This window comes from Peptoniphilus raoultii, from assembly GCF_900099555.1.
Classification (GTDB): domain Bacteria; phylum Bacillota; class Clostridia; order Tissierellales; family Peptoniphilaceae; genus Peptoniphilus_A; species Peptoniphilus_A raoultii.
Genome location: NZ_FMWM01000002.1, coordinates 1,449,557 through 1,474,070, shown reverse-complemented (window position 1 = coordinate 1,474,070; position 24,514 = coordinate 1,449,557). Strand labels below are relative to the sequence as shown.

24 protein-coding genes are annotated in these 24,514 nt (G+C 33.5%); 20 read left to right on the top strand and 4 right to left on the bottom strand.

Going from position 1 to position 24,514, the window contains the following annotated elements:
- Positions 1 to 15 precede the first annotated feature (15 nt).
- A complete protein-coding gene (locus BQ4446_RS07240; RefSeq protein ID WP_071027952.1) occupies positions 16 to 1,077 on the top strand; it encodes a M24 family metallopeptidase in 1,062 nt (353 codons plus the stop codon).
- 85 nt (positions 1,078 to 1,162) lie between these two features.
- Here the strand turns inward: BQ4446_RS07240 and BQ4446_RS07235 are convergent, their stop codons facing one another.
- The 3 genes from BQ4446_RS07235 to BQ4446_RS08765 are packed head-to-tail and all read right to left on the bottom strand — an operon-like array spanning position 1,163 to position 3,117.
- A complete protein-coding gene (locus BQ4446_RS07235; protein WP_071027950.1) occupies positions 1,163 to 2,083 on the bottom strand; it encodes a TlpA disulfide reductase family protein in 921 nt (306 codons plus the stop codon).
- A gap of 4 nt (positions 2,084 to 2,087) precedes the next feature.
- Complete coding sequence (locus tag BQ4446_RS07230; RefSeq protein ID WP_470381995.1) at positions 2,088 to 3,008, bottom strand: 4Fe-4S binding protein; 921 nt, start codon at positions 3,006 to 3,008, stop codon at positions 2,088 to 2,090.
- Positions 2,995 to 3,117, bottom strand: a complete 123-nt coding sequence (locus tag BQ4446_RS08765; protein ID WP_280630416.1) for a CD1871A family CXXC motif-containing protein — start codon at positions 3,115 to 3,117, stop codon at positions 2,995 to 2,997. Before BQ4446_RS08765 ends, BQ4446_RS07230 begins: the two co-directional genes overlap by 14 nt.
- Positions 3,118 to 3,250: 133 nt before the next feature.
- On the opposite strand from BQ4446_RS08765, the gene BQ4446_RS07225 reads away from it, so the two are divergent.
- Both BQ4446_RS07225 and BQ4446_RS07220 read left to right on the top strand, forming a co-directional pair.
- Positions 3,251 to 3,925: a response regulator transcription factor gene (locus tag BQ4446_RS07225; protein ID WP_071027948.1), complete on the top strand. Its 675-nt coding sequence runs from the start codon at positions 3,251 to 3,253 to the stop codon at positions 3,923 to 3,925.
- On the top strand, positions 3,922 to 5,082 hold the full coding sequence (locus tag BQ4446_RS07220; protein WP_071027947.1) for a sensor histidine kinase: 1,161 nt from the start codon (positions 3,922 to 3,924) through the stop codon (positions 5,080 to 5,082). Before BQ4446_RS07225 ends, BQ4446_RS07220 begins: the two co-directional genes overlap by 4 nt.
- A gap of 53 nt (positions 5,083 to 5,135) precedes the next feature.
- On the opposite strand, the gene BQ4446_RS07215 is transcribed toward BQ4446_RS07220, so the two are convergent.
- On the bottom strand, positions 5,136 to 6,527 hold the full coding sequence (locus tag BQ4446_RS07215; RefSeq protein WP_071027945.1) for an S-layer homology domain-containing protein: 1,392 nt from the start codon (positions 6,525 to 6,527) through the stop codon (positions 5,136 to 5,138).
- Positions 6,528 to 6,827: 300 nt separating this feature from the next.
- On the opposite strand from BQ4446_RS07215, the gene rpsL reads away from it, so the two are divergent.
- The 17 genes from rpsL (at position 6,828) to argB (ending at position 24,505) form a co-directional block, all read left to right on the top strand.
- Positions 6,828 to 7,241, top strand: coding sequence for a 30S ribosomal protein S12 (gene rpsL, locus BQ4446_RS07210; protein ID WP_071027943.1), 414 nt, complete (start codon positions 6,828 to 6,830; stop codon positions 7,239 to 7,241).
- Positions 7,242 to 7,325: 84 nt separating this feature from the next.
- Complete coding sequence (gene rpsG / locus BQ4446_RS07205) at positions 7,326 to 7,796, top strand: 30S ribosomal protein S7 (protein ID WP_071027941.1); 471 nt, start codon at positions 7,326 to 7,328, stop codon at positions 7,794 to 7,796.
- A 20-nt stretch (positions 7,797 to 7,816) separates the two neighbouring features.
- A complete protein-coding gene (gene fusA, locus BQ4446_RS07200; protein WP_071027939.1) occupies positions 7,817 to 9,892 on the top strand; it encodes an elongation factor G in 2,076 nt (691 codons plus the stop codon).
- A gap of 18 nt (positions 9,893 to 9,910) precedes the next feature.
- On the top strand, positions 9,911 to 11,104 hold the full coding sequence (gene tuf, locus BQ4446_RS07195; protein WP_071026522.1) for an elongation factor Tu: 1,194 nt from the start codon (positions 9,911 to 9,913) through the stop codon (positions 11,102 to 11,104).
- A 135-nt stretch (positions 11,105 to 11,239) separates the two neighbouring features.
- The gene (gene proB / locus BQ4446_RS07190; protein WP_071027937.1) at positions 11,240 to 12,022 is read left to right on the top strand and encodes a glutamate 5-kinase; all 783 of its coding nucleotides are present in this window, start codon (positions 11,240 to 11,242) and stop codon (positions 12,020 to 12,022) included.
- A complete protein-coding gene (locus BQ4446_RS07185) occupies positions 12,000 to 13,262 on the top strand; it encodes a glutamate-5-semialdehyde dehydrogenase (RefSeq protein ID WP_071028365.1) in 1,263 nt (420 codons plus the stop codon). Before proB ends, BQ4446_RS07185 begins: the two co-directional genes overlap by 23 nt.
- Complete coding sequence (thrC, locus tag BQ4446_RS07180) at positions 13,262 to 14,734, top strand: threonine synthase (RefSeq protein WP_071027935.1); 1,473 nt, start codon at positions 13,262 to 13,264, stop codon at positions 14,732 to 14,734. Before BQ4446_RS07185 ends, thrC begins: the two co-directional genes overlap by 1 nt.
- The gene (thrB, locus tag BQ4446_RS07175) at positions 14,724 to 15,569 is read left to right on the top strand and encodes a homoserine kinase (protein WP_083329059.1); all 846 of its coding nucleotides are present in this window, start codon (positions 14,724 to 14,726) and stop codon (positions 15,567 to 15,569) included. Before thrC ends, thrB begins: the two co-directional genes overlap by 11 nt.
- On the top strand, positions 15,553 to 16,479 hold the full coding sequence (locus BQ4446_RS07170; protein ID WP_071027931.1) for a DMT family transporter: 927 nt from the start codon (positions 15,553 to 15,555) through the stop codon (positions 16,477 to 16,479). The genes thrB and BQ4446_RS07170 overlap by 17 nt, the downstream gene beginning before the upstream one ends.
- A gap of 44 nt (positions 16,480 to 16,523) precedes the next feature.
- On the top strand, positions 16,524 to 17,315 hold the full coding sequence (locus BQ4446_RS07165) for an inositol monophosphatase family protein (RefSeq protein WP_245149694.1): 792 nt from the start codon (positions 16,524 to 16,526) through the stop codon (positions 17,313 to 17,315).
- 7 nt (positions 17,316 to 17,322) lie between these two features.
- On the top strand, positions 17,323 to 17,781 hold the full coding sequence (locus BQ4446_RS07160) for a TRAP transporter small permease (protein ID WP_071027926.1): 459 nt from the start codon (positions 17,323 to 17,325) through the stop codon (positions 17,779 to 17,781).
- Complete coding sequence (locus BQ4446_RS07155) at positions 17,778 to 19,076, top strand: TRAP transporter large permease (RefSeq protein WP_071027924.1); 1,299 nt, start codon at positions 17,778 to 17,780, stop codon at positions 19,074 to 19,076. The genes BQ4446_RS07160 and BQ4446_RS07155 overlap by 4 nt, the downstream gene beginning before the upstream one ends.
- Positions 19,073 to 20,104, top strand: coding sequence for a TRAP transporter substrate-binding protein (locus BQ4446_RS07150; RefSeq protein ID WP_071027922.1), 1,032 nt, complete (start codon positions 19,073 to 19,075; stop codon positions 20,102 to 20,104). Before BQ4446_RS07155 ends, BQ4446_RS07150 begins: the two co-directional genes overlap by 4 nt.
- The gene (gene aroE / locus BQ4446_RS07145) at positions 20,094 to 20,957 is read left to right on the top strand and encodes a shikimate dehydrogenase (protein WP_071027921.1); all 864 of its coding nucleotides are present in this window, start codon (positions 20,094 to 20,096) and stop codon (positions 20,955 to 20,957) included. Before BQ4446_RS07150 ends, aroE begins: the two co-directional genes overlap by 11 nt.
- A gap of 327 nt (positions 20,958 to 21,284) precedes the next feature.
- Positions 21,285 to 22,337 carry an N-acetyl-gamma-glutamyl-phosphate reductase gene (gene argC, locus BQ4446_RS07140; protein ID WP_071027919.1) on the top strand — a complete coding sequence of 351 codons (1,053 nt, stop codon included), beginning with the start codon at positions 21,285 to 21,287 and terminating at the stop codon, positions 22,335 to 22,337.
- 46 nt (positions 22,338 to 22,383) lie between these two features.
- Complete coding sequence (gene argJ / locus BQ4446_RS07135) at positions 22,384 to 23,607, top strand: bifunctional glutamate N-acetyltransferase/amino-acid acetyltransferase ArgJ (protein WP_071027917.1); 1,224 nt, start codon at positions 22,384 to 22,386, stop codon at positions 23,605 to 23,607.
- A complete protein-coding gene (gene argB / locus BQ4446_RS07130) occupies positions 23,588 to 24,505 on the top strand; it encodes an acetylglutamate kinase (protein WP_245149693.1) in 918 nt (305 codons plus the stop codon). The genes argJ and argB overlap by 20 nt, the downstream gene beginning before the upstream one ends.
- The last annotated feature ends 9 nt before the right edge of the window (positions 24,506 to 24,514 follow it).

The window sequence follows — 24,514 nt, the reverse complement described above, 5'->3', positions numbered from 1 at the left end:
TTTTTAGGAGGTATTATGAATAATAGAATAGAAAAATTAAGAGCAAAACTTGTAGAAGAAAATATTGATAATTTTTTAATTACAGACCCCTATGCCATATTTTATTTAATAGGCAAGTGGTATGACCCTGAAGAAAGACTTTTAATTTTAAATATCTCTAGGGAAGGAAAGGTAATTTTATATTTAAATAAACTTTTCCCGGCTCCAAAATTTGATTTAGAAATTAAATCTTTTATAGATACTGATAATCCGATAAAACTTATTTTAGAAGACTTAAAAGGAAGCGTTGGTCTTGACAAAAATATGCCTGCAAAATTTTTATTGCCTATAATGGACGGTCACAAGGCAGATTATAAGATTGCTTCAAAAATCATTGACGACCTAAGGGGAGTTAAAGACGAAGAAGAAATTGAAAAGATGTTTAAGGCATCTGAAGTAAATGATAAGGCCATGGCAATGATGAAGGAAAAATTAAAGGAAGGCCTTAAAGAAAGTGAAATGGCAGAATATCTTTTAGAAGTTTATAAGTCTATGGGATCAAATGAATTTTCCTTTGAACCAATTGTTGCCTATGGGGCAAATGGAGCAGACCCTCATCATTCAACAGATGCTAGCCTTCCAAAAGAAGGGGATTCCATTGTTGTTGATATGGGGTGTATGCTAGATGACTATGCCTCTGATATGACAAGAACATTTTTCTATAAAAGTGTTCCTGAAAAGTCAAGAGAAGTCTATGAAACAGTTTTAAAGGCAAATCTTGCTGCAATTGACAAGGTGAAGGCTGGTGTAAAACTTTCAGATGTGGATAAGGCGGCAAGAAAAGTTATTGAAGATGCTGGCTATGGTGAATATTTTACCCACAGAACAGGTCACTTTATTGGGCTTGAAACTCACGATGCAGGAGATGTTTCTTCGGCAAATGACACCCTTATAAAGGCTGGAAATATATTTTCCATAGAACCAGGAATTTATCTTCCTGGTGAAGTTGGAGTGAGAATTGAAGATTTAGTAATGGCAACAGAAGATGGCTGCAAACTTTTAAATAATTTTCCAAAAGACCTGCAAATAATTGAATAGTTATAAAAGAAAAAGACCGGATTTTTTGTCCGGCCTTTTCAATAAGTTATATATGTTAAAAATTTTAATTTACTTTTATATTTTTTTATTTTTTGTCGGCTGCGATGATTTCGTCAATTTGCTTCATTAGGCTGTCATAATTTTGTTTTTTGTCAATTCCTCCAAGGAGGGGATCGCCAACTATTTTTCCTTCTCTATTTATAAGAATTGTTGTTGGGAAGCCTGTAATTCCTAGGGCAAGCTTTCCAGCTTCTGAACCTGAGTCAAAGTAAATATTTTGATATTTTATGCCCTTGGCATCAATTATTTCTTTGGCTCCTCCAATTCCTTCTTCATTTCCATCCAATGTTTCTGTGTTAACTCCAATAACTTGGCCACCCTTTGCCTTTAAGTCTTCATTTAACTTATCAAGATCCTTAAGTTCTGCAACGCAAGGAGCACAACCATTAAACCAAAAATTCATAACTGTTACTGCGTTTTTTGAAAATATTGAAGAATCAACGTCATTGCCATCAAGGTCTTTTCCTGTAAATTCAGGAAAAGTTTCATCTGATCCTGTAGGCAATTTTTCTTTTTCTAATCCTTCAAGTTCCTTTTGAAGTTTTTCTATTTCTGCATCTTCTGCCTTAATTTTGTCAACATCTCCTTTTAAGATTTTTACTTCTTCTTCAGTAAATTCACCTGCATTTTTGTCAATTAATTTTGTCAAATATTCTGTATAGGGAGTTCCGTCATCAATTAAAGCCGATCCCTTGTCTTCCTTATCTGCTAGGGCAAAAAGTTTGTCCCATAAATCCTTGTGAGCTTCAAAAATTTTATTTTCATTTGTTGATAGCTCTTGAATTTTTGCCTTTATTTCGGCAACTTTCTTGTCTGTTTCGCCTGCATTTTCTTCAACTTTAGTATTTTCAGAACTATTTCCTCCATTTCCCTTGTTTCCGCAAGCAGATAGGGAAAATAACATTGCTCCTGCTAATAAAACAGCGGCTAATTTTTTTGTTTTCATAATTTTACTCCTTTACACTTTTAAGTATTTCCTGAGAAGGCATCTTTTTTTCAAGGCTTTCTCCAAAACCATATTTATATGAAATTGCTCCCGTTGGGCAGCATTTTGCACAAAGTCCGCATCTAATGCACTCTGCATGGTTGGGACTTTTTCTTACGTCCACATCCATCTTGCAAACATGATAGCATCTGTTGCAGCCTATGCAAGATCCAAAATCCACCTTCATTTGCAAAAATGAAACCTTATTCATTAGAGCATAAAAAGCTCCAAGAGGGCAGATGAATTTGCAGAAGGGTCTGTAGGTAAATATTGAGGAAATTATTGTTATAATTAGAAGGATAAATTTCCAGGTGAATAATTTACCTAGGGCATTTCTTACGCTTGGATTTACAAAACTTAAAGGTATGGCACCTTCAAGAGCACCTTGCGGACAAAGATATTTACAAAAGAAAGGGTTACTCATTCCAAGTTCATTTGTTATAAAAATTGGAAGAATTATAACCATTAGGGCAAGTATTAAATACTTTAAATATTTTAAGGATCCTAATTTTTTGGTGGAAAATTTTTTAGTTGGAATTTTATAGAGAAGGTCTTGGAATAAACCAAAGGGGCACAAAAAGCCACATATAAATCTTCCAAGAAGAACTCCGAATAAAATTAAAATTCCTGTAACGTAGTAGGCAAAAGAAAATTTTGATGAGCCAACAGTTGCCTGAAAGGCACCAATTGGGCAAGAACCTGTTGCACCAGGGCATGAATAGCAGTTAAGACCTGGAACGCACATAGATTTTGCTTTTCCCTTATATATATCTCCCTTCAAAAAATTTCCAATGTGGATATTTGTTAATAGACTTGCAAAGCCTTGAAGGGGATTTCTATAAGAGCCTAAAAATTTTGCAAATTTCGCTTTCTTATCCAATGCCAACACATTCCAAACATAATTTAATTGCCTTATTTAATACTACATTAATTTCTCCTCTGTATGATCCATAAAAAATAAATAGGACCCCCAAAATAAAAGTTAAAAATTGAATTTTACTTTTGTGCTTACTAATAATTATAATCACCCTTTCTTTAAATCTTTTCTTTATGTTACAATATCCTATATAAAATTTGTGTTAAGAAAAATAAAAAAATAAAAAAATTTTAAATTTTTTTGGAGGCCATATGCATATTTTAATAGTAGAAGATGTAAAAGAGCTTTGCACAACTCTTGCCAGTTCTTTAAAGGCTAGTGGTTTTGAAGTTGATACATCAAGTGATGGATTAGAGGCCATGGAGCTACTTGAAACTGAATCCTATGATTTAATTGTCCTTGACTTAAATCTTCCGGGAATGGACGGCATGGAAATTCTTGAAAATTTTAGGAATTTTGACAATAAAACTAAGATTATAATTTTATCTGCCAGATCCCAAATTAAGGATAGGGTTGAGGGCCTTGACAAGGGAGCCAATGACTTTTTAATTAAGCCCTTTCATTTAGAGGAACTTGAGGCTAGAATAAGATCACTTTTAAGAAGGGAGTTCGTTCAAAATTCAACTGTTTTATCTTATAAAGATCTTTCTTTTGATACAAAAAAAAGGAAGGCAATAGCAAAAGATCAAGATATTTCCTTAACAAGAAAGGAAAGTGGAATTTTAGAATACCTCCTTTTAAATAAGGGAAGACCTGTAAGCCAAGAAGAATTAATTGAGCATGTTTGGGATGATAGTGTTGATCCTTTTTCAAATTCCATAAGAGTTCATGTTTCATCTTTAAGAAAAAAATTAAAAGCGGCCATTTCCTATGATCCTATTATTAATAAGGTGGGGGTTGGATATTTAATAGGAGAGGAAAAATGAAAAAAATTTCTTTACAATGGAGAATTACTATTTTAACATCTCTTTTAATTGTCCTAAGCTGCATTGCCATGAACCTTGCACTTTATTATAGGGGAGTTACTTATATGGAATCAATTGGGGGATTTATTACAAATTATTCAGACTTGACAAAGCCTGATGAGAGCAGTGAAAATTCCTTATACATTTGTATACCGGAAGATAAGATTAAGGATTTTACAGAAGACATTAGCAATGAAATTGACACTTCAAAGTCGGCATTTTCCCTAAGCGGATGGATTATAACTCTTGTCATTTCCTTGACATCTGGAGTTATAGCCTATTTTGTAACGGGTAGGTCCTTAAAACCCCTCAAGGATTTTTCTGGAGAAATTGAAAGAATTGAAATGGAAAATTTAACTTCTTCTTACGTCAATGAAGATCAGGTTAAAGAATTTAAAAATTTAAGTCAATCTTTTAATGAACTTTTAAAAAGACTTTCAAGTTCCTTTGAGGAGCAGGGGCAGTTTACGGCAAATGCAGCCCACGAACTTAGAACCCCTCTTGCCCTTATGCAGGCAAAAATTGACTATTTTAAAAGTGATTCATCTAAAGATTTAAGTCTGGCTAGGGAAACAATGGACCAAATTGAAAATCAAATAGAAAGATTAAAGGACGTGACAAAAATTCTCCTTGATATATCAGAACTTGATTCTGTTAAGAGAAATGATAGGATTGACCTATATCCTTTGGTTGAGGAAATTATTCAGGATCTCACGCCTCTTGCAGAGTCAAAAAAAATTGACCTTGAAATTTCTGGGACAAATATTGCTATTAAAGGAAATGACACTTTAATTTATAGGGCAATTTTTAATATTTTAGAAAATGCAATAAAATATAATAGAGAAGGTGGAAAAGTTTCTATAAATATTTCAGTAGCTAAGGGAAGGGCAAAAATATTATTTACTGATACAGGAATTGGAATTGAAAAAGATGATTGGGGAAAAATTTTTAATCCCTTTTATAGGGCAGACAAATCAAGAAATGGAAAAGTTTCAGGAACTGGTCTTGGCCTTGCCCTTGTAAGTAAAATTGTAAGCCTTCACAGGGGGCAAATTAAAATTATAGATTCAAGGGCTGGAAAGACTGTAATAAGTCTTGACCTTCCAAAAATTAAGTAAAAAAAATCGGGATTATCAATTGTGAGATAAACCCGATAATTTTTTATATATTTTTATTTTTCAGGAATGAAAACTAAATCGCCATTTTCAATAAGAACTTTAGCGACTATGTCTTTGCCGTCACGAACTGCCTTTTGTTCTCCTAAAACATAGTGAACCACAGGTTTAAGAATTCTAACATCTTTCATAGCTTCTTCATATCCAGCTTCATTTGTCTTTAAATTAATAACATAGCCATCATCAGTTTTTGAAACTTCATAGTACTTAGGATCAACTTTAAATTTCTTATATTTTGGAGTTGCTCCAGTTTTAAGATCAAGGCTTGAATCCTTATAATCAGAATCTTTAACAGCATTTAGCATAACAGCAATTTTACCTTGGTCAAGACTTGCAGCCTTAGATTTAATTACAATTTTGTTATCAGTAAGTTTAGTATAATCCTTTCCATGGCTTGCTTTGAAATCCCTATTTACTTGTGTATTCCAGTCAACAGCAAAATTTGTTGCAAGTTTTGCTAAACCACCAGTTAAAAGGTCTTTCTTTTCATGAACTTTCGGAAGAAGATCTCTTAGTTCCTTTTCTTCAGCAGGACTTAAGTCTTTTTTGTCAACAAGGATTTTTGCTCTTTCAATTCCTGCCTTTAAGTCTTTAAGAGCTAATTCGCTAGTAGGGATTCTTGCTTCAAAACCATCTTTGGAAGAAACCTTTTCAAGGTCAGAAACTACATTTCCTTTTTCAAGTAATTCTACAAAAGATTTTACCCCAGCCTTAACATCTTCAATTTTAATTTCTTCAGATTTTTGATCTTTCTTTTCTTCGACTTTAGCATCAGAAACAATTGCATTATAAATCATAACAAAAGCGTCTGATCTTATGGCATCCTTAGAATAGTCTTTAATTTCAACTCCAAGGTCTTTGCCAGTAATCTTTAGGTCATCACCCATTTTAATCCATGAATCGGGCCACTTCATTTCCTTTACTTTAGCTTCGTCTACAGATGGATTTTTTAAAACGTCAAGGATTTTTACAAGTTCAGCATAAGTAATATTACTATCACCCTTAAAAGTCATATCAGGATATCCACTAATTAAAGATAAGCCCTTTTCATTTTTTAAATTAACGGCAGTATTAATAATACCGTTAGCCCAATATTCTTTTTTAACATCTTTAAAAGTGCTTTCCTTATCTTTTAATTCAGCTGCTTTTTTATCTTCGCCAATGGCATAGACTACAAGCTTTGTAAGTTCGGATCTTGTAAGATTTTTATCAAGGCCAAGGCTTCCATCAGCATAGCCTGATACAATATTAATCTTTCTCAGTTCTTCAACTTTTTGAGCATTGTCATTTGCTTTTCCAAGTTTTGGAAAATTAAAGGCAAAAGTAGAAGTAACTGTTGATGAAATCATTGCAAGTGTTAAAATACCTGCTGCAAATTTTTTGTTCATATGAAACCTCCAATATATTTATATTTTAATTATAAAAGATAAGATTTTAAAAAATTTTAAGAAATTACTATTATAAAAAAAACAGGTATATTTTGAAAAAATTTAAGTGGAATTCAACAAATTCATATATAAAATATGTATAAAGGAAATAATTGTAAAAAAATCCAATAAATTGCAGAAATTAAAGGAACTTTTAATTGACACTTAAAAGCTTTAATGGTAAAATTACTAAGTATTTAGAGATTTGAGGCTACCCACAGGTAGTCTTAAATAATGTACAATTTTTAAGGAGGTGTAGGAATGCCAACAATAAATCAACTTGTAAGATCAGGCAGAAAGAAAGTAGAAACTAAATCAAAATCTCCTGCTCTTGATGTCAACTATGATACCTTAAGAAAAGAAGAAACTGAAGTTAATTCTCCACAAAAAAGAGGAGTATGTGTAGCAGTTAGAACAGTTACACCAAAAAAACCTAACTCAGCTTTAAGAAAGGTAGCCAGAGTTCGTTTAACAAACGGATATGAAGTTATGGCTTACATTCCAGGTATCGGACACAACTTGCAAGAACATAGTGTTGTTCTAATTCGTGGAGGAAGAGTAAAAGATCTTCCAGGTGTTAGATATCACATTATAAGAGGAACACTTGATACAGCAGGCGTTACTGACAGGAAACAAGCAAGATCTAAATACGGTACTAAAAAACCAAAGAATTAATAAGAATATTAAATTTTTTTATAGATTCTTAGCAAACGGGAGACCGAGTACCGAAGAATTACTATTTGGTTAAGGAGGGAAGTTATGCCAAGAAAAGGACATATTCAAAAAAGAGAAGTAATGGCCGATCCTGTTTATGACGATGTTGTAATTACAAAATTAATTAACAATGTTATGTTAGACGGCAAAAAGGGAACGGCACAAAGAATAGTTTATAGCGCACTTGAAAAAATTGCCGAACAAACAGGCGAAGAAGCTCTTGATGTATTTTACAAGGCTTTAAATAATGTTATGCCTGTACTTGAAGTAAAAGGTAGAAGAATTGGTGGGGCGACTTACCAAGTTCCTATGGAAGTTAGACCTGAAAGACGTCAAACTTTAGGTTTAAGATGGCTAGTTAAATATGCCAGAGCCAGAGGAGAACACACTATGGACGAAAGGCTTGCAAAAGAAATTTTGGATGCATCAAATAATTTGGGCGGTAGTGTAAAGAGAAAAGAAGAAATGCATAGGACTGCAGAAGCTAATAAGGCCTTTGCACACTATAGATGGTAAACAAATGAGGGAGGAAAAAAATGCCTAGAGAGCTACCACTAGAAAAAGTTAGAAATATAGGTATCATGGCTCATATAGATGCCGGTAAGACAACTACAACTGAACGTATCCTATATTATGCGGGCAAAATTCATAAAATTGGAGAAACTCACGAAGGTGCTGCTCAAATGGACTGGATGGAACAAGAGCAAGAAAGAGGTATTACAATTACTTCAGCAGCGACAACAGCTCACTGGAAGGGATACAGGCTAAATATCATTGACACACCAGGACACGTTGACTTTACAGTTGAAGTTGAAAGATCCTTAAGAGTTCTTGATGGGGCAGTTGCTCTTTTTGATGCAAAATCAGGGGTAGAACCTCAATCTGAAACAGTTTGGAGACAAGCTGACAAATATAAAGTACCAAGAATAGCCCATATTAATAAAATGGACGTTACAGGAGCTGACTTCTTTAGATCAGTTGACACAATCGAAAAGAAACTTCACGGAAATCCTGTTCCAATTCAAATCCCAATGGGAGCTGAAGATACATTTATAGGAATGATAGACTTAGTTGAAATGGTTGCTGAAATCTATAAGGATGATTTAGGAACAATCATTGAAAAAACTGATATTCCTGAAGAATACAAGGAACAAGCTGAAAAATATAGAGAAAATTTGATTGAAAAAGTAGCCGATTTTGATGAAGAACTTATGGATAAGTATTTGGAAGGCGAAGATATTTCAAACGAACTTATTAAGAGAGCCATTAGAAAAGGAACACTTGCAGTTCAATTAACACCTGTTTCTTGCGGTTCATCTTACAAAAATAAGGGGGTTCAATTACTACTTGACGCAGTTATTGATTATCTACCATCTCCAATAGATATTCCTGCAATTGTAGGTACAGATCTTGATGGAAATGAAGTTGATCGTCACGCATCAGATAAAGAACCATTTTCAGCCCTAGCTTTTAAAATAGTTACAGATCCCTATGTTGGTAAACTTGCATACTTTAGAGTTTATTCAGGCGTTTTAAAGGCTGGCTCATATGTAATGAATTCAACAAAAGGCAAGCGTGAAAGAGTAGGAAGAATTCTACAAATGCACGCAAATAAAAGAAATGAAATAAATGAAATTTACGCTGGTGAAATTGCAGCTGCCGTTGGTCTAAAAGACACAACAACAGGCGATACACTTTGCGATGAAAAAGAACAAGTTATACTTGAAAATATGGAATTCCCAGAACCAGTTATTTCAGTTGCTATTGAACCTAAAACAAAGGCATCTCAAGATAAGATGGCAATAGCACTACAAAAACTTGCAGAAGAAGATCCAACTTTCAGAACTTATACAGATGAAGAAACTGGTCAAACAATTATATCTGGTATGGGAGAACTTCACTTAGATATCATTGTTGATAGACTTTTAAGAGAATTTAAAGTTGAAGCTAATATTGGTAATCCACAAGTATCTTATAGAGAATCAATTACAAAGGGAGCTGAAGGCGAAGGTAAATACGTTCGTCAATCAGGTGGTCGTGGTCAATATGGTCATGCTAAGATTAAAGTTGAACCATTAAAACCAGGCGAAGGATTTGTATTTGAAAATGCCATTGTTGGTGGTGCTATTCCAAAAGAATTTATTGGACCAACTCAACAAGGTATTGAAGAAGCTCTTCAATCAGGTGTACTTGGAGGATATGAAGTATTAGATATTAAAGTTACCCTTTATGACGGTTCTTTCCATGATGTCGATTCATCAGAAATGGCTTTCAAAATTGCAGGTTCTATGGCATTAAGAGATGCCCTTGCAAAAGCAGGCCCAGTTCTTCTTGAACCAATGATGAAAGTAGAAATTACAACTCCTGAAGAATATATGGGAGATGTAATTGGAGATATAAATTCAAGACGTGGAAGAATGGAAGGTATGGAACTTGTAGCAGGAGCTCAAATTGTTACTTGTTATGTACCTCTAGCAGAAATGTTTGGTTATGCAACTAGCTTGCGTTCTAATACACAAGGTAGAGCAAATTATTCAATGCAATTTGACCACTATGAAGAAGTTCCAAAGTCAATTGCAGAAGAAGTTATTGGAGATAAAAAGAATAAGTAATTCTTAGGAGGAAAAATAATGGCAAAAGCAAAATTTGAAAGAAACAAACCCCATGTAAACGTAGGAACAATAGGCCACGTAGACCATGGTAAAACAACATTAACAGCAGCAATAACCCTAATCCTAAACAAAAGATTTGGATCAGGAGAATTCGTAGACTACGCCCACATTGATAAAGCACCAGAAGAAAGAGAAAGAGGAATCACAATCTCAACATCCCACGTAGAATACGAAACAGAAAAAAGACACTACGCCCACGTAGACTGTCCAGGCCACGCCGACTACGTAAAGAACATGATCACAGGAGCAGCCCAAATGGACGGAGCAATCCTAGTAGTAAGTGCAGCAGACGGACCAATGCCACAAACAAGAGAACACATCCTACTAGCAAGACAAGTAGGTGTACCAAAAATCGTAGTATTCCTAAATAAAGAAGACCAAGTAGACGATCCAGAACTAATCGAACTAGTAGAAATGGAAGTAAGAGATCTACTATCAGAATACGACTTTGACGGAGACAACACACCAATAGTAGTAGGATCAGCCCTAAAAGCCCTAGAAGAACCAGACGGAGAATGGGGAGACAAAATCCTAAAACTAATGGACGCAGTAGATGAATACATTCCAACCCCAGCAAGAGACATCGACCACCCATTCCTAATGCCAGTAGAAGACATCTTCTCAATCACAGGAAGAGGAACAGTAGCAACAGGAAGAGTAGAAAGAGGAACAGTAAAAGTAGGAGACACAGTAGAAATCGTAGGCCTAACAAACGAAAAAAGAGACGTAGTAGTAACAGGTGTAGAAATGTTCAAAAAACAACTAGACCAAGCAGAAGCAGGAGACAACGTAGGCTTACTACTAAGAGGAGTACAAAGAAACGAAATCGAAAGAGGTCAAGTACTAGCAAAACCAGGAACAATAAAACCCCACACAAAATTCGAAGCAGAAGTATACGTACTAACCAAAGAAGAAGGCGGAAGACACACACCATTCTTCAACGGCTACAGACCACAATTCTACTTTAGAACAACAGACGTAACAGGAGACATCCAATTACCAGAAGGAGCAGAAATGGTAATGCCAGGAGACAATGCAACATTTACAGTAACACTAATAACCCCAATAGCAATGGACGAAGGACTAAGATTTGCCATTCGAGAAGGCGGAAGAACAGTTGCATCAGGAGTAGTATCAAAAATAATAGAATAAAAGATAAAGAAAAGTTGGCCCTAGAGGCCAATTTTTTTACATAAAATATTAATAAATTAAGTCTAAACATTTGACTAATGGCTTTTTTTTAAGTATATTATAAAAAACACTAGTGATATTTAAAGGTGGTAACATATGAGAAAATTTACTAAAGATATAAAGACAGTAGTTATAAAAGTTGGATCTTCATCAATAACTCATGAAGATGGATCTATAAATCTTTCAAAAATTGATGACCTATGCTTTGAACTTGCAAATTTAAAAAATAATGGCATAAATGTAATTTTGGTTTCTTCTGGGGCAATTGCTGCTGGCAGAAAAAAATTAAAGCTTACTGAAAGACCAAAGGATACAGCAACAAAACAGGCTGCAGCAGCTGTCGGTCAAGTTGCCCTAATTAATATATATGATAGGTCTTTAAATCACTATGGTTATTCACCCGCACAAATATTGCTGACTAAACATATTGAAAAAGACCTAAATATGAATGAAAATACAAAAAATACCCTTTCAACTTTGGCGGCCATGGATGTAATTCCCATAGTAAATGAAAATGACACAATTTCAACTTTTGAAATTAAATTTGGAGATAATGACACCCTATCAGCTATTATTGCAAAACTTTGCAAGGCTGATCTTTTAATTATGCTTTCTGATATTGACGGTCTATATACGGATGATCCAAGAAAAAATAAGGATGCTAAGATAATTTCCCTAGTGGAAAACATAAAGGATGTTGAAGATTTTGCCAAGGAAACAGAATCAAATGTTGGGGTTGGTGGTATGACTACAAAAATAAATGCAGCTAAAATGGCCCTTGAAAAAGGGACAGAAGTTGTAATCGCTAATGCAAAAGATTTTAATATAATTAGAAAAATCATGGAGGGTGATGAAGTTGGAACTTTCTTTAAAAGATGAAGTGCTAGAAATAGGTAAAAAGGCAAAACAGGCTTCAAGAGACCTATTTACAATGTCAAATAGGGATAAAAATAAAATCCTGGCTGAAATAAAAAATTGCCTAATTAAAAATAAAGATCACATTTTAGAAGAAAATAAAAAGGACCTTGAAAATGGGAAAAAAGTAAATTTAAAAGAGGGGTTTATGGACAGGCTTCTTTTAAATGAACAAAGACTTGATGATATGGCTAAGTCAATTGACAAGGTTATAACTTTAGAGGATCCAGTAGGCAGAAGTGACTATGCCTTTGTAAGTGAAGATGGATTAAATATTGAAAAGAGAACAGTGCCTATGGGGGTCATTGCCATAATTTATGAAGCAAGGCCTAATGTTACTTTAGACGGAGCTCTTCTAGCCATTAAGGCTGGTTCTGCCATAATTTTAAGGGGTGGAAAGGAAGCGATTAATTCAAATATTGCCATTGCATCTGCTATGAGAGAGGCTCTTAAAAATTTAAATTTAAATGAAGATATAGTGCAAATCATAGAAAATACAAGTAGAGAATCTTCAAGGGAGCTTATGCAGCTTGTTGGCTATGTTGATTTATTAGTGCCAAGGGGATCAGCTTCCCTTATAAATTCTGTTGTGGAAAATGCAAAAGTTCCTGTTTTAAAAACAGGTGTGGGAAACTGCCATATCTTTGTTGATAAATCTGCTGAGATTGATATGGCTATAAAAATAATTGAAAATGCAAAAACTCAAAGAATTGGAGTTTGCAATGCAATGGAAAGTCTTCTAGTTCATGAAGATGTAGAAAAAGATTTTTTTGAAAAGCTTCAAAATTTAATTGATAAATATAAGATTAAGGTATATGGCTGCGAAAAATCTCAAAAACTTTTAAAAAATATTTATAAGGCAAATGAAGAAGAGTATGGAAGAGAGTACTTGGACTATGCTTTTTCCATGAAAATTGTTTCATCTCTTGATGAAGCGCTTGACCATATTTATAAATATTCAACAGGTCATTCGGAAGCTATAATTACAGAAGACTATGAAAATGCCATGAAATTCACGCAAATAGTTGATTCTGCAGCCTGCTATGTAAATGCTTCAACAAGATTTACTGATGGTGGAGTATTTGGTTTTGGGGCTGAACTGGGAATTTCTACTCAAAAACTTCATGCTAGGGGACCAGTGGGCCTAAAGGACTTAGTTTCTAGCAAATATATAATCCTTGGAAGTGGACAGGTGAGGGGATAATGAAATATATTTCAACAAGATTAAATGACAAGGCCTTATCAACAAAAGAAGCTATTTTAAGGGGCATTGCCTCTGACGGCGGTCTTTTTATGCCTGAAGAATTAAAAAAAATAAATTTATCTAGTAAAATAAAAGAAAAAATGGATTATAGGGAATTTGCTTATGCTATAATTTCGCAAATCTTTGATGATCTAAATGAGAATGAATTAAAAGATGCTATAAATTTAGCTTATTCTAAGGAAAATTTTTCTAAGGAAAATTGTCTTGATCTTAAAAAAGTAGATGATTTCTATTTAATGGAGCTTTACTATGGCAGGACAGCAGCCTTTAAGGATTTCGCTCTTTCCCTTCTTCCCTATTTTATAAAGATGGCAAAAAAGGGCCAAGAAAAAATTGCCATATTAACCGCCACTTCAGGAGATACGGGGAAGGCTGCCCTTGCAGCTTTTAAGGATTTAGATGATACTGAAATCATTGTTTTTTATCCAACAGAGGGAGTTTCTATCGTACAAAAATATCAAATGATGACCCAAGAAGGAAAAAATTGTCACGCTATTGGAATTCTGGGAAATTTTGACGAAGCCCAAAGTGCCCTTAAGACAATTTTTAATGACAAAGACTTGGAAAAATTTTTTAAGGAAAAATCTATAAGATTATCATCAGCAAATTCCATAAATATTGGAAGACTTGTTCCCCAAATTGTCTATTATTTTTATGCCTACTATAAACTTGTAAAAAGTGGGGAAATAGAAGATGGGGAGGAAATAAATATAGGGGTTCCTACAGGAAATTTTGGGAATATTTTAGCTTCTTATTTAGCAAAAGAAATGGGTCTAAGGATCAAAAATTTTATTGTGGCTTCCAACAGGAATAATGTCTTAAGTGAATTTTTTAAGACTGGAGTTTACAATGCAGATAGGGAATTTTATAAGACTAATTCTCCGTCAATGGATATTTTAATCTCCTCAAATTTGGAAAGACTTTTATTTTTAAAGGCTCCACAAGAAACAAAAAAATTTATGGAAGACCTTAAAAATAATAAGTCTTATAAACTCTCAGAGAAACTTTTAAAGTCTTTAGAAGAATTTAAAGGATATTACATGGAAGATTGGGAAGTAATAGACTTAATTGGACAAATTTTTGATGAAAATTCATATTTAATGGATACTCACACAGCAGTTTGTTATGGAGCTTGCCAAAAGTACAGGGAAGAAAGCGGAGATCCTAGAAAAATTATTATTGCTTCAACAGCATCTCCTTATAAGTTTCCAAAATCCATAGGAGAGGCTTTAAAGATTAATTGTGAAAATGAATTTGATTTAATTGAAAAAATCCACAAAAAAACATCTATCGAAGTTCCTGAAAATTTAAAGAGCTTAGATAAGAAAAAATTGCTGCAAGACAAGATTATCGACAAGGAAGAAATTAAAAATACGGTTAAAGAAATTTTGGGAGAAAATAATGATAATTAAAGTGCCAGCAACAAGTGCAAATCTTGGCCCTGGCTATGATGCCATGGGTATGAGCCTTAATTTATATAATGAATTTACTTTTGTTAAAACAGATGAAAAAATTGATTATAAAGATTCTTTGTTCTATAAGGCCTTTTCCTATATTTTTGATTTGGAGAGGAAAGCTCCTCCCCAAGTAAAAATTTCAATAAAGACGGGAGTGCCAATTGCAAGAGGACTTGGATCTTCTGCAACCTGTATTGTAGCAGGTCTTTACGCCGCTAATATTATTTTGGGAGAAAAATATTCAAAAGATGAAATCCTAAGATTTGCAACAGATATTGAAGGTCATCCTGACAATGTTGGCCCTGCAATTTTAGGAGGTCTTGTCATTTCAGCTATGGAAAAGGATAGGGTCTTTTATTATAAAATAAATCCTTCAAAGAAACTTTCCTATATTTTAATTATCCCAGATTTTGAACTTGAAACTAGCCTAGCAAGGTCAATTCTTCCTAAGAAAGTTACAAGGGAAGATGCAGTCTATAATATTGCAAGGTCAAATTTAATTTCAAGAGCCATAGAAAAGGGCGACATGGAAATGCTAATAGGAATTTTTGGCGATAAATTGCATGAGCCCTATAGAAAAAAATTAATTAAGGATTTTGATCTCTATGAAAAAATAGCCAGGGAAAATAAGGCGACAATTTTTATTTCTGGAGCAGGCTCATCAATGCTTATTATTTCATCAAAGGAAAATTTGGAAATTTTAAATAAACTAAGGACAATTAATGAAAATTATAAGATAATGGAGCTTTCTTCAGGAGGAGGGGCAGAGATTATTGGAAAAGATTTTTAAAAATAAAACTTCCGCACAAATCATGGCACTTTTTGCCATGCTTTTGTGGGGTTCTGCTATTCCAATGATTAAAATGACCTACAAGACCTTTGACATTTCAAAAACAGATTCTGGTGCAATGACACTGGTGGCCGGTTACAGGTTTGTAATAGCAGGTTTTATTGTAATTTTATATAAGTTTTTATTCGATGAGGAAAAATCAAAGCCTATTAATTTTAAACCGACTCTTTATATTGGAACAGCTTTATTGCAAATTACTATTCAATATATTTTTTACTACAATGGTCTTTCCAAAATAACTGGTGTCCATTCTTCTATAATTCAGTCTACAAATTTTTTAATGGTTTTAATTTTTGCTCATTTTATGATGCCTGATGATAAATTTAATTTAAAAAAATTAATATGTGTAATTCTAGGCCTTGTTGCAACAATTTTATGTAATTATGGGTCAAGGCTTGAAAGTGGGGAAAGTTCCCTCAAAGGCGAAATATTTATAATAATTTCAACTGCCCTAAATGCCCTTGGAACTGTTGTTATGAGAAAGTGGGCTGGAGATGAAAATACCTATGACATTTCAATTTTTCAGTTTGTCTTTGGGGGAGGCATTTTAATTATTCTTGGTCTCTTTACAGCTAATAGAATTTTCATCATGAATTTAAAGGGACTTATTCTTTTAATTTATGGAGGTTTTATTTCTTCGACGGCCTTTGTAATTTGGTATCTTTTACTAAAATATAGGAAAGCATCTAGGGTGGGAGTATACAAGCTCTTTATTCCAATTTTTGGCTCCCTTTTATCTGTAATAATTTTAAAGGACAGATTTAATCCATATCTTGTAGAAGCCTTAATCCTAACAAGTTCTGCAACTCTATTTTTAAATTCCAACATAATGGAAAGAAAAAAGAATTAAAATCCTGTATAATGAATAGAGATGATAAATTGAGGGTGACTATTTTGAATTTTACTAAAGAGGATTTAATAAATATAAAAGAAAAATGTAGGCCTTTTTTAATTGAGGCTGCAGATTTTTTTGCAGATGAAGATGAGAGAGCAAAAATTAAGGTCAAGTCAAGAAATAATTTTGTAACAGAAGTTGACCTTAAAGTTCAAGAATTTTTAAGGAAAAAGCTGGCGGAAATTTTGCCAGATGCCAAATTTTATGCCGAAGAAAAGGATAATGAGGGCATAGATTTAGGAGATTTTTTATGGATTCTTGATCCTTGTGACGGGACAACAAATTTAATCCATGATTACAAGCACTCAACAATTTCTCTTGCCTTAGCAAAGGGGGGAGAGCTTTTGCTGGGCCTTGTTTATGAGCCTCATGCCAAGGAACTATTTTGGGCAATTAGAGGAGGGGGAGCCTACTTAAATGACAAAAAAATTTCTGTTTCAAAAACCCTCGATATTAAAAGTTCTATTATTGGTCTTGGGGCAGGAGGAGCAAGAATTGGTAGAGCAGAAGAAACTTTTGAAATGATTAAGGATATATTCATTACCAGCCAAGGCTTTAGAAGAATCGGTTCAGCTGCTCTTGAAATGTGTTATGTGGCAGCAGGTAGAACTGATGGATATTTGGAAGAGGATTTAAAGCTTTGGGACTATGCGGCTGGACTTTTGCTGATAAAAGAAGCGGGCGGATTGGTTTTAAATTTTCACGGAGAAGATTTGAGCCTTGAAAGGATTTCTGGTGTTATTTGTGCCAATAAAATTCTTATTAAGGAACTATTAAAATACAAATATTAGGAGTTTTATGTTAAAATTTTTAGACGATAAATTTGAAGAAATAATTTTAATTGTCATCTTATTTTTAATGACTCTTGTTTTGGGAGTTCAAATTGTGGCAAGATACATTTTTAATAATTCACTTTCTTGGTCAGAAGAGTTTGTGAGGTATATGTTAATTTGGTCAGCTTTTATGTCTATACCCTATTCTATAAAAAAGGGTTTATCCATAAGAGTAGACTTTTTTTTAAACCGTATGACTTATAAATGTTCAGACTTTATAAAGAAGCTAAGCCTTTATTTTATGGTCTTTTTATTTGGAATTTTATCTCTATTTACCCTAGAAATAGTTAAAAATTCTCTTTTAAGCGGTCAAAGGTCTTCAGCCATGGGTATGCCTATAATCTATCTCCATCTTCTTATTTTTTTATCCATAATCTTAAGTCTTTTTAGGACTTTTCAAAAAATTTGGGAGCTTAGAAAATGAATTTAGGAATAATTTTTGGACTTTTTTTAATACTTGTTTTTTTGGGAATTCCTATAGCCATGGTCCTGTGTTTTTTGGGAATACTACCCAATCTACTTAACCCCTGGTTTCCAGCAGACACTGCCTATATTATTCGTGCTATGATTTCAGGAGTAAATTCCTTTCCCCTCATGGCAGTACCTATGTTCATTCTTTCGGGAAATATTATGGCAAGGGGAAAAATTTCAGACAAAATTTTTGAATTTTTTTCATATTTTATAGCGGACAAAAGAGCAGGTCTTCCAATTGCAACAGTTATAACCTGTCTATTTTATGGAGCAATTTCAGGTTCAGGTCCAGCGACCTGTGCTGCAGTTGGTTCTATGACAATTCCTATTATGACAGAATTTGGCTATGATAAATCCTTTGCGACCGCTCTTGTAGCATGTGCTGGTGCTTTAGGAGTAATTATTCCCCCTTCTATTCCATTAATTTTTTATGGACAGTCAGCCGGTCTTTCGGTTTCCGATTTATTTATTGGAGGAATTTTGCCAGGGCTTTTATTTGGCCTTATGCTAATAATATATGCTTATTATTATTGCCTTAAAAATGGAGAGGATAGAGAAAAATTAAAGGAATATTCAAGAAAAGTTAGGATCAAGGGATTTTTGAATCTCTTTAAGTCATCATTTTTTGCCCTTTTATCGCCCTTAATTATTTTAGGATCAATTTATTCGGGTATTGCTTCACCAACGGAAGCAGCTGTTATTTCAGTTTTTTATTCACTTTTTATAGGACTATTTATTTATAAGTCCATAAAAATAGGTGACATCTATTATATTTTTAAGGATTCAGTTAAAACTTATGGGGGAATTTTATTTATAATTGCTGGTGCAACTGCCTTTGCAAGAGTTTTGGCCTTTATGAAGGCAGGACTGGTAATTTCAAATTTAATTACAAATGTAGTTTCATCAAAAATTGGTCTTTTAATCATAATTAATATTTTGCTTTTATTTGTGGGAATGATTATGGACACAAGCCCAGCAATTTTAATTTTAACGCCAATTTTTATGCCTATAATTTCATCTTATGGAATAAATCCCATTCACTTTGGCCTAATTATGGTTGTTAATTTAGCAATAGGTTTTGTGACACCGCCTGTGGGAGTAAATCTTTTTGTGGCATCATCGCTTTCAGATTTACCCCTGGAAAAAATTATGGTAAAGGCTTTGCCTTTTATTATAGTTTTTATAATTGCCTTACTTTTGATAACCTTTATTCCACAAATTTCTCTTTTATTGGTAGGTGGAAAATGAAAAAAAATTTAAAATTTGCACTTGCGATTTTGTTATGCCTTGGTCTTTGTGCCTGCTATAAAACTGAAAATAGAAGAAAGGCCTATATACCAAAAACCTATGAATTTTATATTGCCTGCGACTCTCAGGAAGATACGGTTACGGGTATTTTTATGGATGAGTTTGCAAGGATTTTAGAAGAAAAGGGAGGGGGTAAGATAAAGGTCTATACCTATCCTAATTCACAGCTGGGTTCTGATATGGAGATTACAGAAGCCGTACAAAACGGAAATATAACTTTTGCAGTGGGGACAACAGGGCCTCAAGTTTCTTTTGTAAAAGAAGCTGCAATTTTTGATGCTCCTGTGGCTTTTAAGAATATAAAAGTTGCAAGAAATGTTTTAGATGGTCCGCTTGAAGATCAGCTAAAAAAATATTACGAAAGGAAAAACATAAGACTACTTGCCTTTGCAGACCAGGGATTTAGGCTTATGACTTCCAACAAAAAAATCTTAGGACTTAAAGATTTTAAGGGAATAAAGATTAGGACGATGGAAAATAAAAATCACATAGCTTTTTGGAAAGCCATTGGGGCAAACCCAACTCCAATGAATTGGTCAGAAGTTTATATAGGTCTTGAACAGGGTTCTATTGATGCTCAAGAAAATCCACTTGAAGCTATAGTGGCCTCAAAAATTTATGAAAAACAAAAATATATTATAAATACAAATCACCTTCTTCATACCCTTGCTCTTGTTGGATCTTCAAAAATTCTTGACAGTCTTCCAAGAGAAATTTTAGAAGAAATTGAAGAAGCTGCAAATGAAGCAAAAATTTTGGCAAGAAAAGCAGCAGATGAAAGGGCAGAGGGAAGACTAAAAATTGTTAAAGATTCAGGGCTTGAAATCGTTGAAGTGGATGAAGAACTTTATGGTCAAATGAAAGATCATTCAAAAATTATTTGGGACAATCTTGAAAAGGACCTTGGAAAAGATCTTATAGATTTATTAAAAGAGGAAATAGAGGAGGCTGAAAAAAATGAAAGTTAGTGGAAAAACAAGACTTATTGGCCTTTTGGGAGATCCTATAAGCCACTCCCTTTCGCCAGCTATGCATAATTTATCCTTTGAAGACAAAGCTGAGGATTATGTATATTTATGTCTTCCAACTGGAAAAGATAGGTTAAAGGAGTCCCTTGAAGCCTTAAAGAATTTTGGAGCCAAAGGATCAAATATTACCTACCCCAATAAAATCGAAATTTTAAAATATTTAGATAGAGAGTCTGAGGAAGTTAAAATAATAGGCTCTTGCAACACACTTTTAATTGATGATAACAAAAAGGTCATAGGCTATAATACTGACGGTAAGGGATTTGTGAAGTCCCTTGAAGAGAATAATATAGATTTTAAAAATAAAAAAATTGCCATTATGGGATGCGGAGGAGCAGGCTCGGCAATTATTACAGCCATTCTAATGGCAGGAGCTGAGGAAATTTTAGTTAAGGAAATGGATTTAGAAAAGGCAGAAAATTTCAAGAAAAAAATCTTAACATTTATACCTAATGTAAAAATTACTATTGCAAAAGATGAAAAATATTTTGGAGAAAAACTTGAAAAAGGTTCTTTACTAATAAATGCAACGCCCTGCGGCATGGCAAAAAATGAAAAAATATTTCCTATTAATCCTGAAATTCTAAGGGGGAAGGATTTAATTCTATATGACATAATCTATTCACCATTAGAAAGCCCTCTTATAAAAAAATGTAAGGAATATGGTTATAAAACTTTTAATGGAATAAATATGATGATAAATCAGGGAGCAATTTCTTTTAAAATTTGGACTGGAAAAGATATGAACATAGAAAAAGTAAAAAAAGAAATTTTAAAATTAATTGAGAGCTAGATATATTTTTATTTGTAAGTAGCATATTAAAGCAGAAATATAATATTAACTTAAAAACACTTAAACACTAGCAAAAGTTTTTACTAAAGTTAAATTAATAAAATTAAAAAAATTCCTAAGTCTAAACAAGCATTTTTAAAGACCTAGGACTTTTTTTATTTTCAATCTCTTTATTTTATTAAATAGATAAGTGGAAAAATTACTTTTAAGAAAGAATTTTAACTTGAAATTATTTAATATTAGATATAAAATACTAATAAGGAAGTGGACTAAAACAAATTGTTATCTTCCATAAAATATATGAGTAGAAAGGAGCTACGATTTAAAATGATTAAATACTCAGTTGTAGGTGCAGCTGCTTATGCTTGCGGCGAATTCCTAAGATTGATGGTAAATTATCCAGATGCGGAACTTCAAATGGTGGCAGATGGATTTGCAAAAGGGGACATGATTCAAAATGTTCACCCACAATTAACTGGATTCCATGACATGGAAATCATGGGTGTAACTGATGAAGAAATCCAAAAAATTATTGAAGCTAGTGACGTGGTTTTAGCTGCAGTTGATGCAGGAACAACTTGTGAATTAGCTGACAAAGTTTTAAAAGGCGGAAAGAAATTTATAGACTTTGGTGCTGATTTACGTTTCCGTGATCCAGCTGTTTATGAAAAATGGTATAAAATTAAACATACATATCCTGAAATGACTAGGAATTGTGTATATTGTATCCCAGAAATGAACAGAGCTGACGCTAAGGGACAAAACCTTATTTCTAATCCAGGATGCTATCCAACAGCTTCTACATTAGGATTAATGCCAATCCTTAAAGAAGGATTTGTAGTTGAAAATACTATTATTATTGATGCTAAGAGTGGTTATACAGGAGCTGGAAGAAGACCTACCTTAAACAAGATGATTACAGAATCTGAAAACAGTTTCCGTGCTTATTCTTTAGGCGGGGGACACAGACATACACCTGAAATTGAACAAAACATTGAATACATTACAGGTAAAAAGCAATTTATCAATTTCCAACCACACCTTTCACCACAAATTCGTGGTATTGAAGCAACTATTTATGCCGGTTCAAATAAAGACATTTCAAATGAAGATCTTTATGAATTATATCAAAAACACTATAAAGATGAACCATTTGTACACGTTTATCCTGCATCAAAACCAGTTGAAACTAAATGGACAGCAGGAACAAACTTCTGCTGCATAAGCCCATCTTACGATGCAAGAACTAAGAGATTTATTATTTCTTCAGTAATTGATAACATTGGCAAGGGAGCTGCAGGACAAGCTATCCAAAATATGAACATTATTTTCGATAGAGATGAAACAACCGGTTTATTAAGACCACCAATGTATCCATAATAAATAATTTAATTTATTTATATAATCTTACTGAAAGGAGAAAAGTATGGATTACAAAATTATTGAAGGCGGTGGAATTACTTCACCGAAAGGATTTAAGGCAGGAGCAAAATACTGTGGTTTTAAGAGCAAAAATTCTGAAAAGCCAGATTTAGCTGTTGTTTATTCTGAAACAGAAGCAACTTGTGCAGCAGTTTTTACTACAAATGTATTCTGTGCAGCACCAGTTATCCTAGATAGAGAAATACTAAAAAAAGGAAAAGCAAGAGCTGTTGTAATTAATTCTGGTATTGCAAACGCCGCTACTGGCGAACAAGGTATTGAAGATGCCAAAGAAATTGCAAGAAAAGCAGAAAAACTTCTTGGATTAGAGAAAGATCAAGTATTTGTATCTTCAACAGGTGTTATTGGACAAAAATTACCTGTTGAAAAAGCTCTAAAAGGTTTGGAAGAAATTGTTCCCAATATGAGCAAAGAACAAGGTACTGATGCAGCCTATGCTATTATGACAACTGACACAGTTAAAAAAGAAACTGCTATGGAAGTTGAATTCTCTGGTGGAAAAGTTACAATCGGAGCTATGGCAAAGGGAAGCGGAATGATTCATCCTAACATGGCTACAATGCTTGTTTACATTTCTACAGACGCAAAAATTGAACAAAAAGAATTACAAAAGTATCTATCTGCCAGTGTAGATGATACATTTAATATGCTATCAGTTGATGGTGATACTTCAACAAACGACTCTTTATTCTTAATTGCAAATGGAGCGAGTGGAGTAGAAATTAAAACTGATGAAGATAAAGAAAAATTTGCTAAACTTATTAAAGAAATTTGCCTAGACATTACGTTAAGAATTGCAAGAGATGGTGAAGGCGCAACACACATGATCGTTTCTCATGCAAATAATCTTCCTACTGACAAAGATGCTAGATTAGTAGCTAAGTCAATAGTATGTTCATCTCTAGTAAAAACTGCTATCTACGGAAAAGATGCTAACTGGGGACGTATTATGGCTGCAGCAGGATATTCTGGAGCAAAATTTGATGTTTCTAAAGCTGACTGCTTCTTAGAATCAAAGGCTGGAAAAATTGCTGTAATGGAAGGCGGATTTGGTACAAACTTTGATGAAGATAAGGCTAAAGAAATACTAACAGAAGAAGAAATTATCATTACTGTTGATTTACATGACGGAGATGCTTGCGCAACAGCTTACGGATGCGACTTGACATATGATTATGTAAAAATCAATGGAGATTATCGTTCTTAATAGGGAGGATAATTTGATAAATATAGAAGAAAAAGTAAATGCTTTAATTGAAGCAATGCCTTTTATTAAAAAGTATAAGGGAAAAACTGTAGTAGTTAAATTCGGCGGAAATGCCATGATTAATGAAGAAGTAAAAAATGCAGTTATTGAAGATGCTGTACTTCTTCAAGCTTTAGGCGTTAATGTTGTTCTTTCTCATGGTGGTGGCCCTGCTATTAATAAAATGCTTGAAAGATTAAATATTAAAAGTGAATTTGTTAATGGATTAAGAGTTACATCTAAAGAAGTTATTGAAGTTGTTGAAATGGTTCTATCAGGTTCAGTAAGTGCAGACTTAGTAAAAAAAGTTGCTGCTTTAGGTGGAAAGGCAGTAAGTCTTTCGGGTTCTGATGGTGGAATTTATTTCTGCAAGAAAAATGAATCTGATTATGATTATGGCTTTGTAGGAGAAGTAGTTTCTGTAAATCCTGATTCAATAAATGCGCTTATAAATGCTGGATTTATTCCAATCATTTCACCAATAGGTGCAGATGATAAGGGCAATTCATATAACATTAACGGAGATACTGCTGCAGGAGCTTTAGCTTCAGCATTAAAAGCAGAAAAATTAATATTATTAACAGATATCGAAGGCTTATGTAACGATATTAAGATTAAAGATGTAATAAGTTATCTTAATATAAAAGATGTTGCCAAACTAAAGGAAATCGGAACCATTGCAGGTGGCATGATTCCGAAGGTTGACAGCTGTGTAGAAGCTATTAAAAATGGTGTAAATCAAGTTCATATTATGGACGGTAGAAAAGCACATAGCTTGCTATACGAAGCTTTCGTAGAAGAAGGCGGACACGGCACTGTTGTTGGCGAAGCTAAAGACAGTGTTGGTATAAAATGGTAAATTTATAAG

Coding starts and splice junctions, on each gene's coding strand:
- BQ4446_RS07215 (WP_071027945.1), bottom strand. CDS start 6,527: ATGAACAAAAAATTTGCAGCAGGTATTTTAACACTTGCAATGATTTCA.
- argC (WP_071027919.1), top strand. CDS start 21,285: ATGATTAAATACTCAGTTGTAGGTGCAGCTGCTTATGCTTGCGGCGAA.
- BQ4446_RS07220 (WP_071027947.1), top strand. CDS start 3,922: ATGAAAAAAATTTCTTTACAATGGAGAATTACTATTTTAACATCTCTT.
- BQ4446_RS07225 (WP_071027948.1), top strand. CDS start 3,251: ATGCATATTTTAATAGTAGAAGATGTAAAAGAGCTTTGCACAACTCTT.
- thrC (WP_071027935.1), top strand. CDS start 13,262: ATGAAATATATTTCAACAAGATTAAATGACAAGGCCTTATCAACAAAA.
- rpsG (WP_071027941.1), top strand. CDS start 7,326: ATGCCAAGAAAAGGACATATTCAAAAAAGAGAAGTAATGGCCGATCCT.
- BQ4446_RS07160 (WP_071027926.1), top strand. CDS start 17,323: ATGTTAAAATTTTTAGACGATAAATTTGAAGAAATAATTTTAATTGTC.
- BQ4446_RS07240 (WP_071027952.1), top strand. CDS start 16: ATGAATAATAGAATAGAAAAATTAAGAGCAAAACTTGTAGAAGAAAAT.
- rpsL (WP_071027943.1), top strand. CDS start 6,828: ATGCCAACAATAAATCAACTTGTAAGATCAGGCAGAAAGAAAGTAGAA.
- fusA (WP_071027939.1), top strand. CDS start 7,817: ATGCCTAGAGAGCTACCACTAGAAAAAGTTAGAAATATAGGTATCATG.
- argJ (WP_071027917.1), top strand. CDS start 22,384: ATGGATTACAAAATTATTGAAGGCGGTGGAATTACTTCACCGAAAGGA.
- tuf (WP_071026522.1), top strand. CDS start 9,911: ATGGCAAAAGCAAAATTTGAAAGAAACAAACCCCATGTAAACGTAGGA.
- BQ4446_RS07235 (WP_071027950.1), bottom strand. CDS start 2,083: ATGAAAACAAAAAAATTAGCCGCTGTTTTATTAGCAGGAGCAATGTTA.
- thrB (WP_083329059.1), top strand. CDS start 14,724: ATGATAATTAAAGTGCCAGCAACAAGTGCAAATCTTGGCCCTGGCTAT.
- proB (WP_071027937.1), top strand. CDS start 11,240: ATGAGAAAATTTACTAAAGATATAAAGACAGTAGTTATAAAAGTTGGA.
- aroE (WP_071027921.1), top strand. CDS start 20,094: ATGAAAGTTAGTGGAAAAACAAGACTTATTGGCCTTTTGGGAGATCCT.
- BQ4446_RS07155 (WP_071027924.1), top strand. CDS start 17,778: ATGAATTTAGGAATAATTTTTGGACTTTTTTTAATACTTGTTTTTTTG.
- BQ4446_RS07150 (WP_071027922.1), top strand. CDS start 19,073: ATGAAAAAAAATTTAAAATTTGCACTTGCGATTTTGTTATGCCTTGGT.
- argB (WP_245149693.1), top strand. CDS start 23,588: ATGGAGATTATCGTTCTTAATAGGGAGGATAATTTGATAAATATAGAA.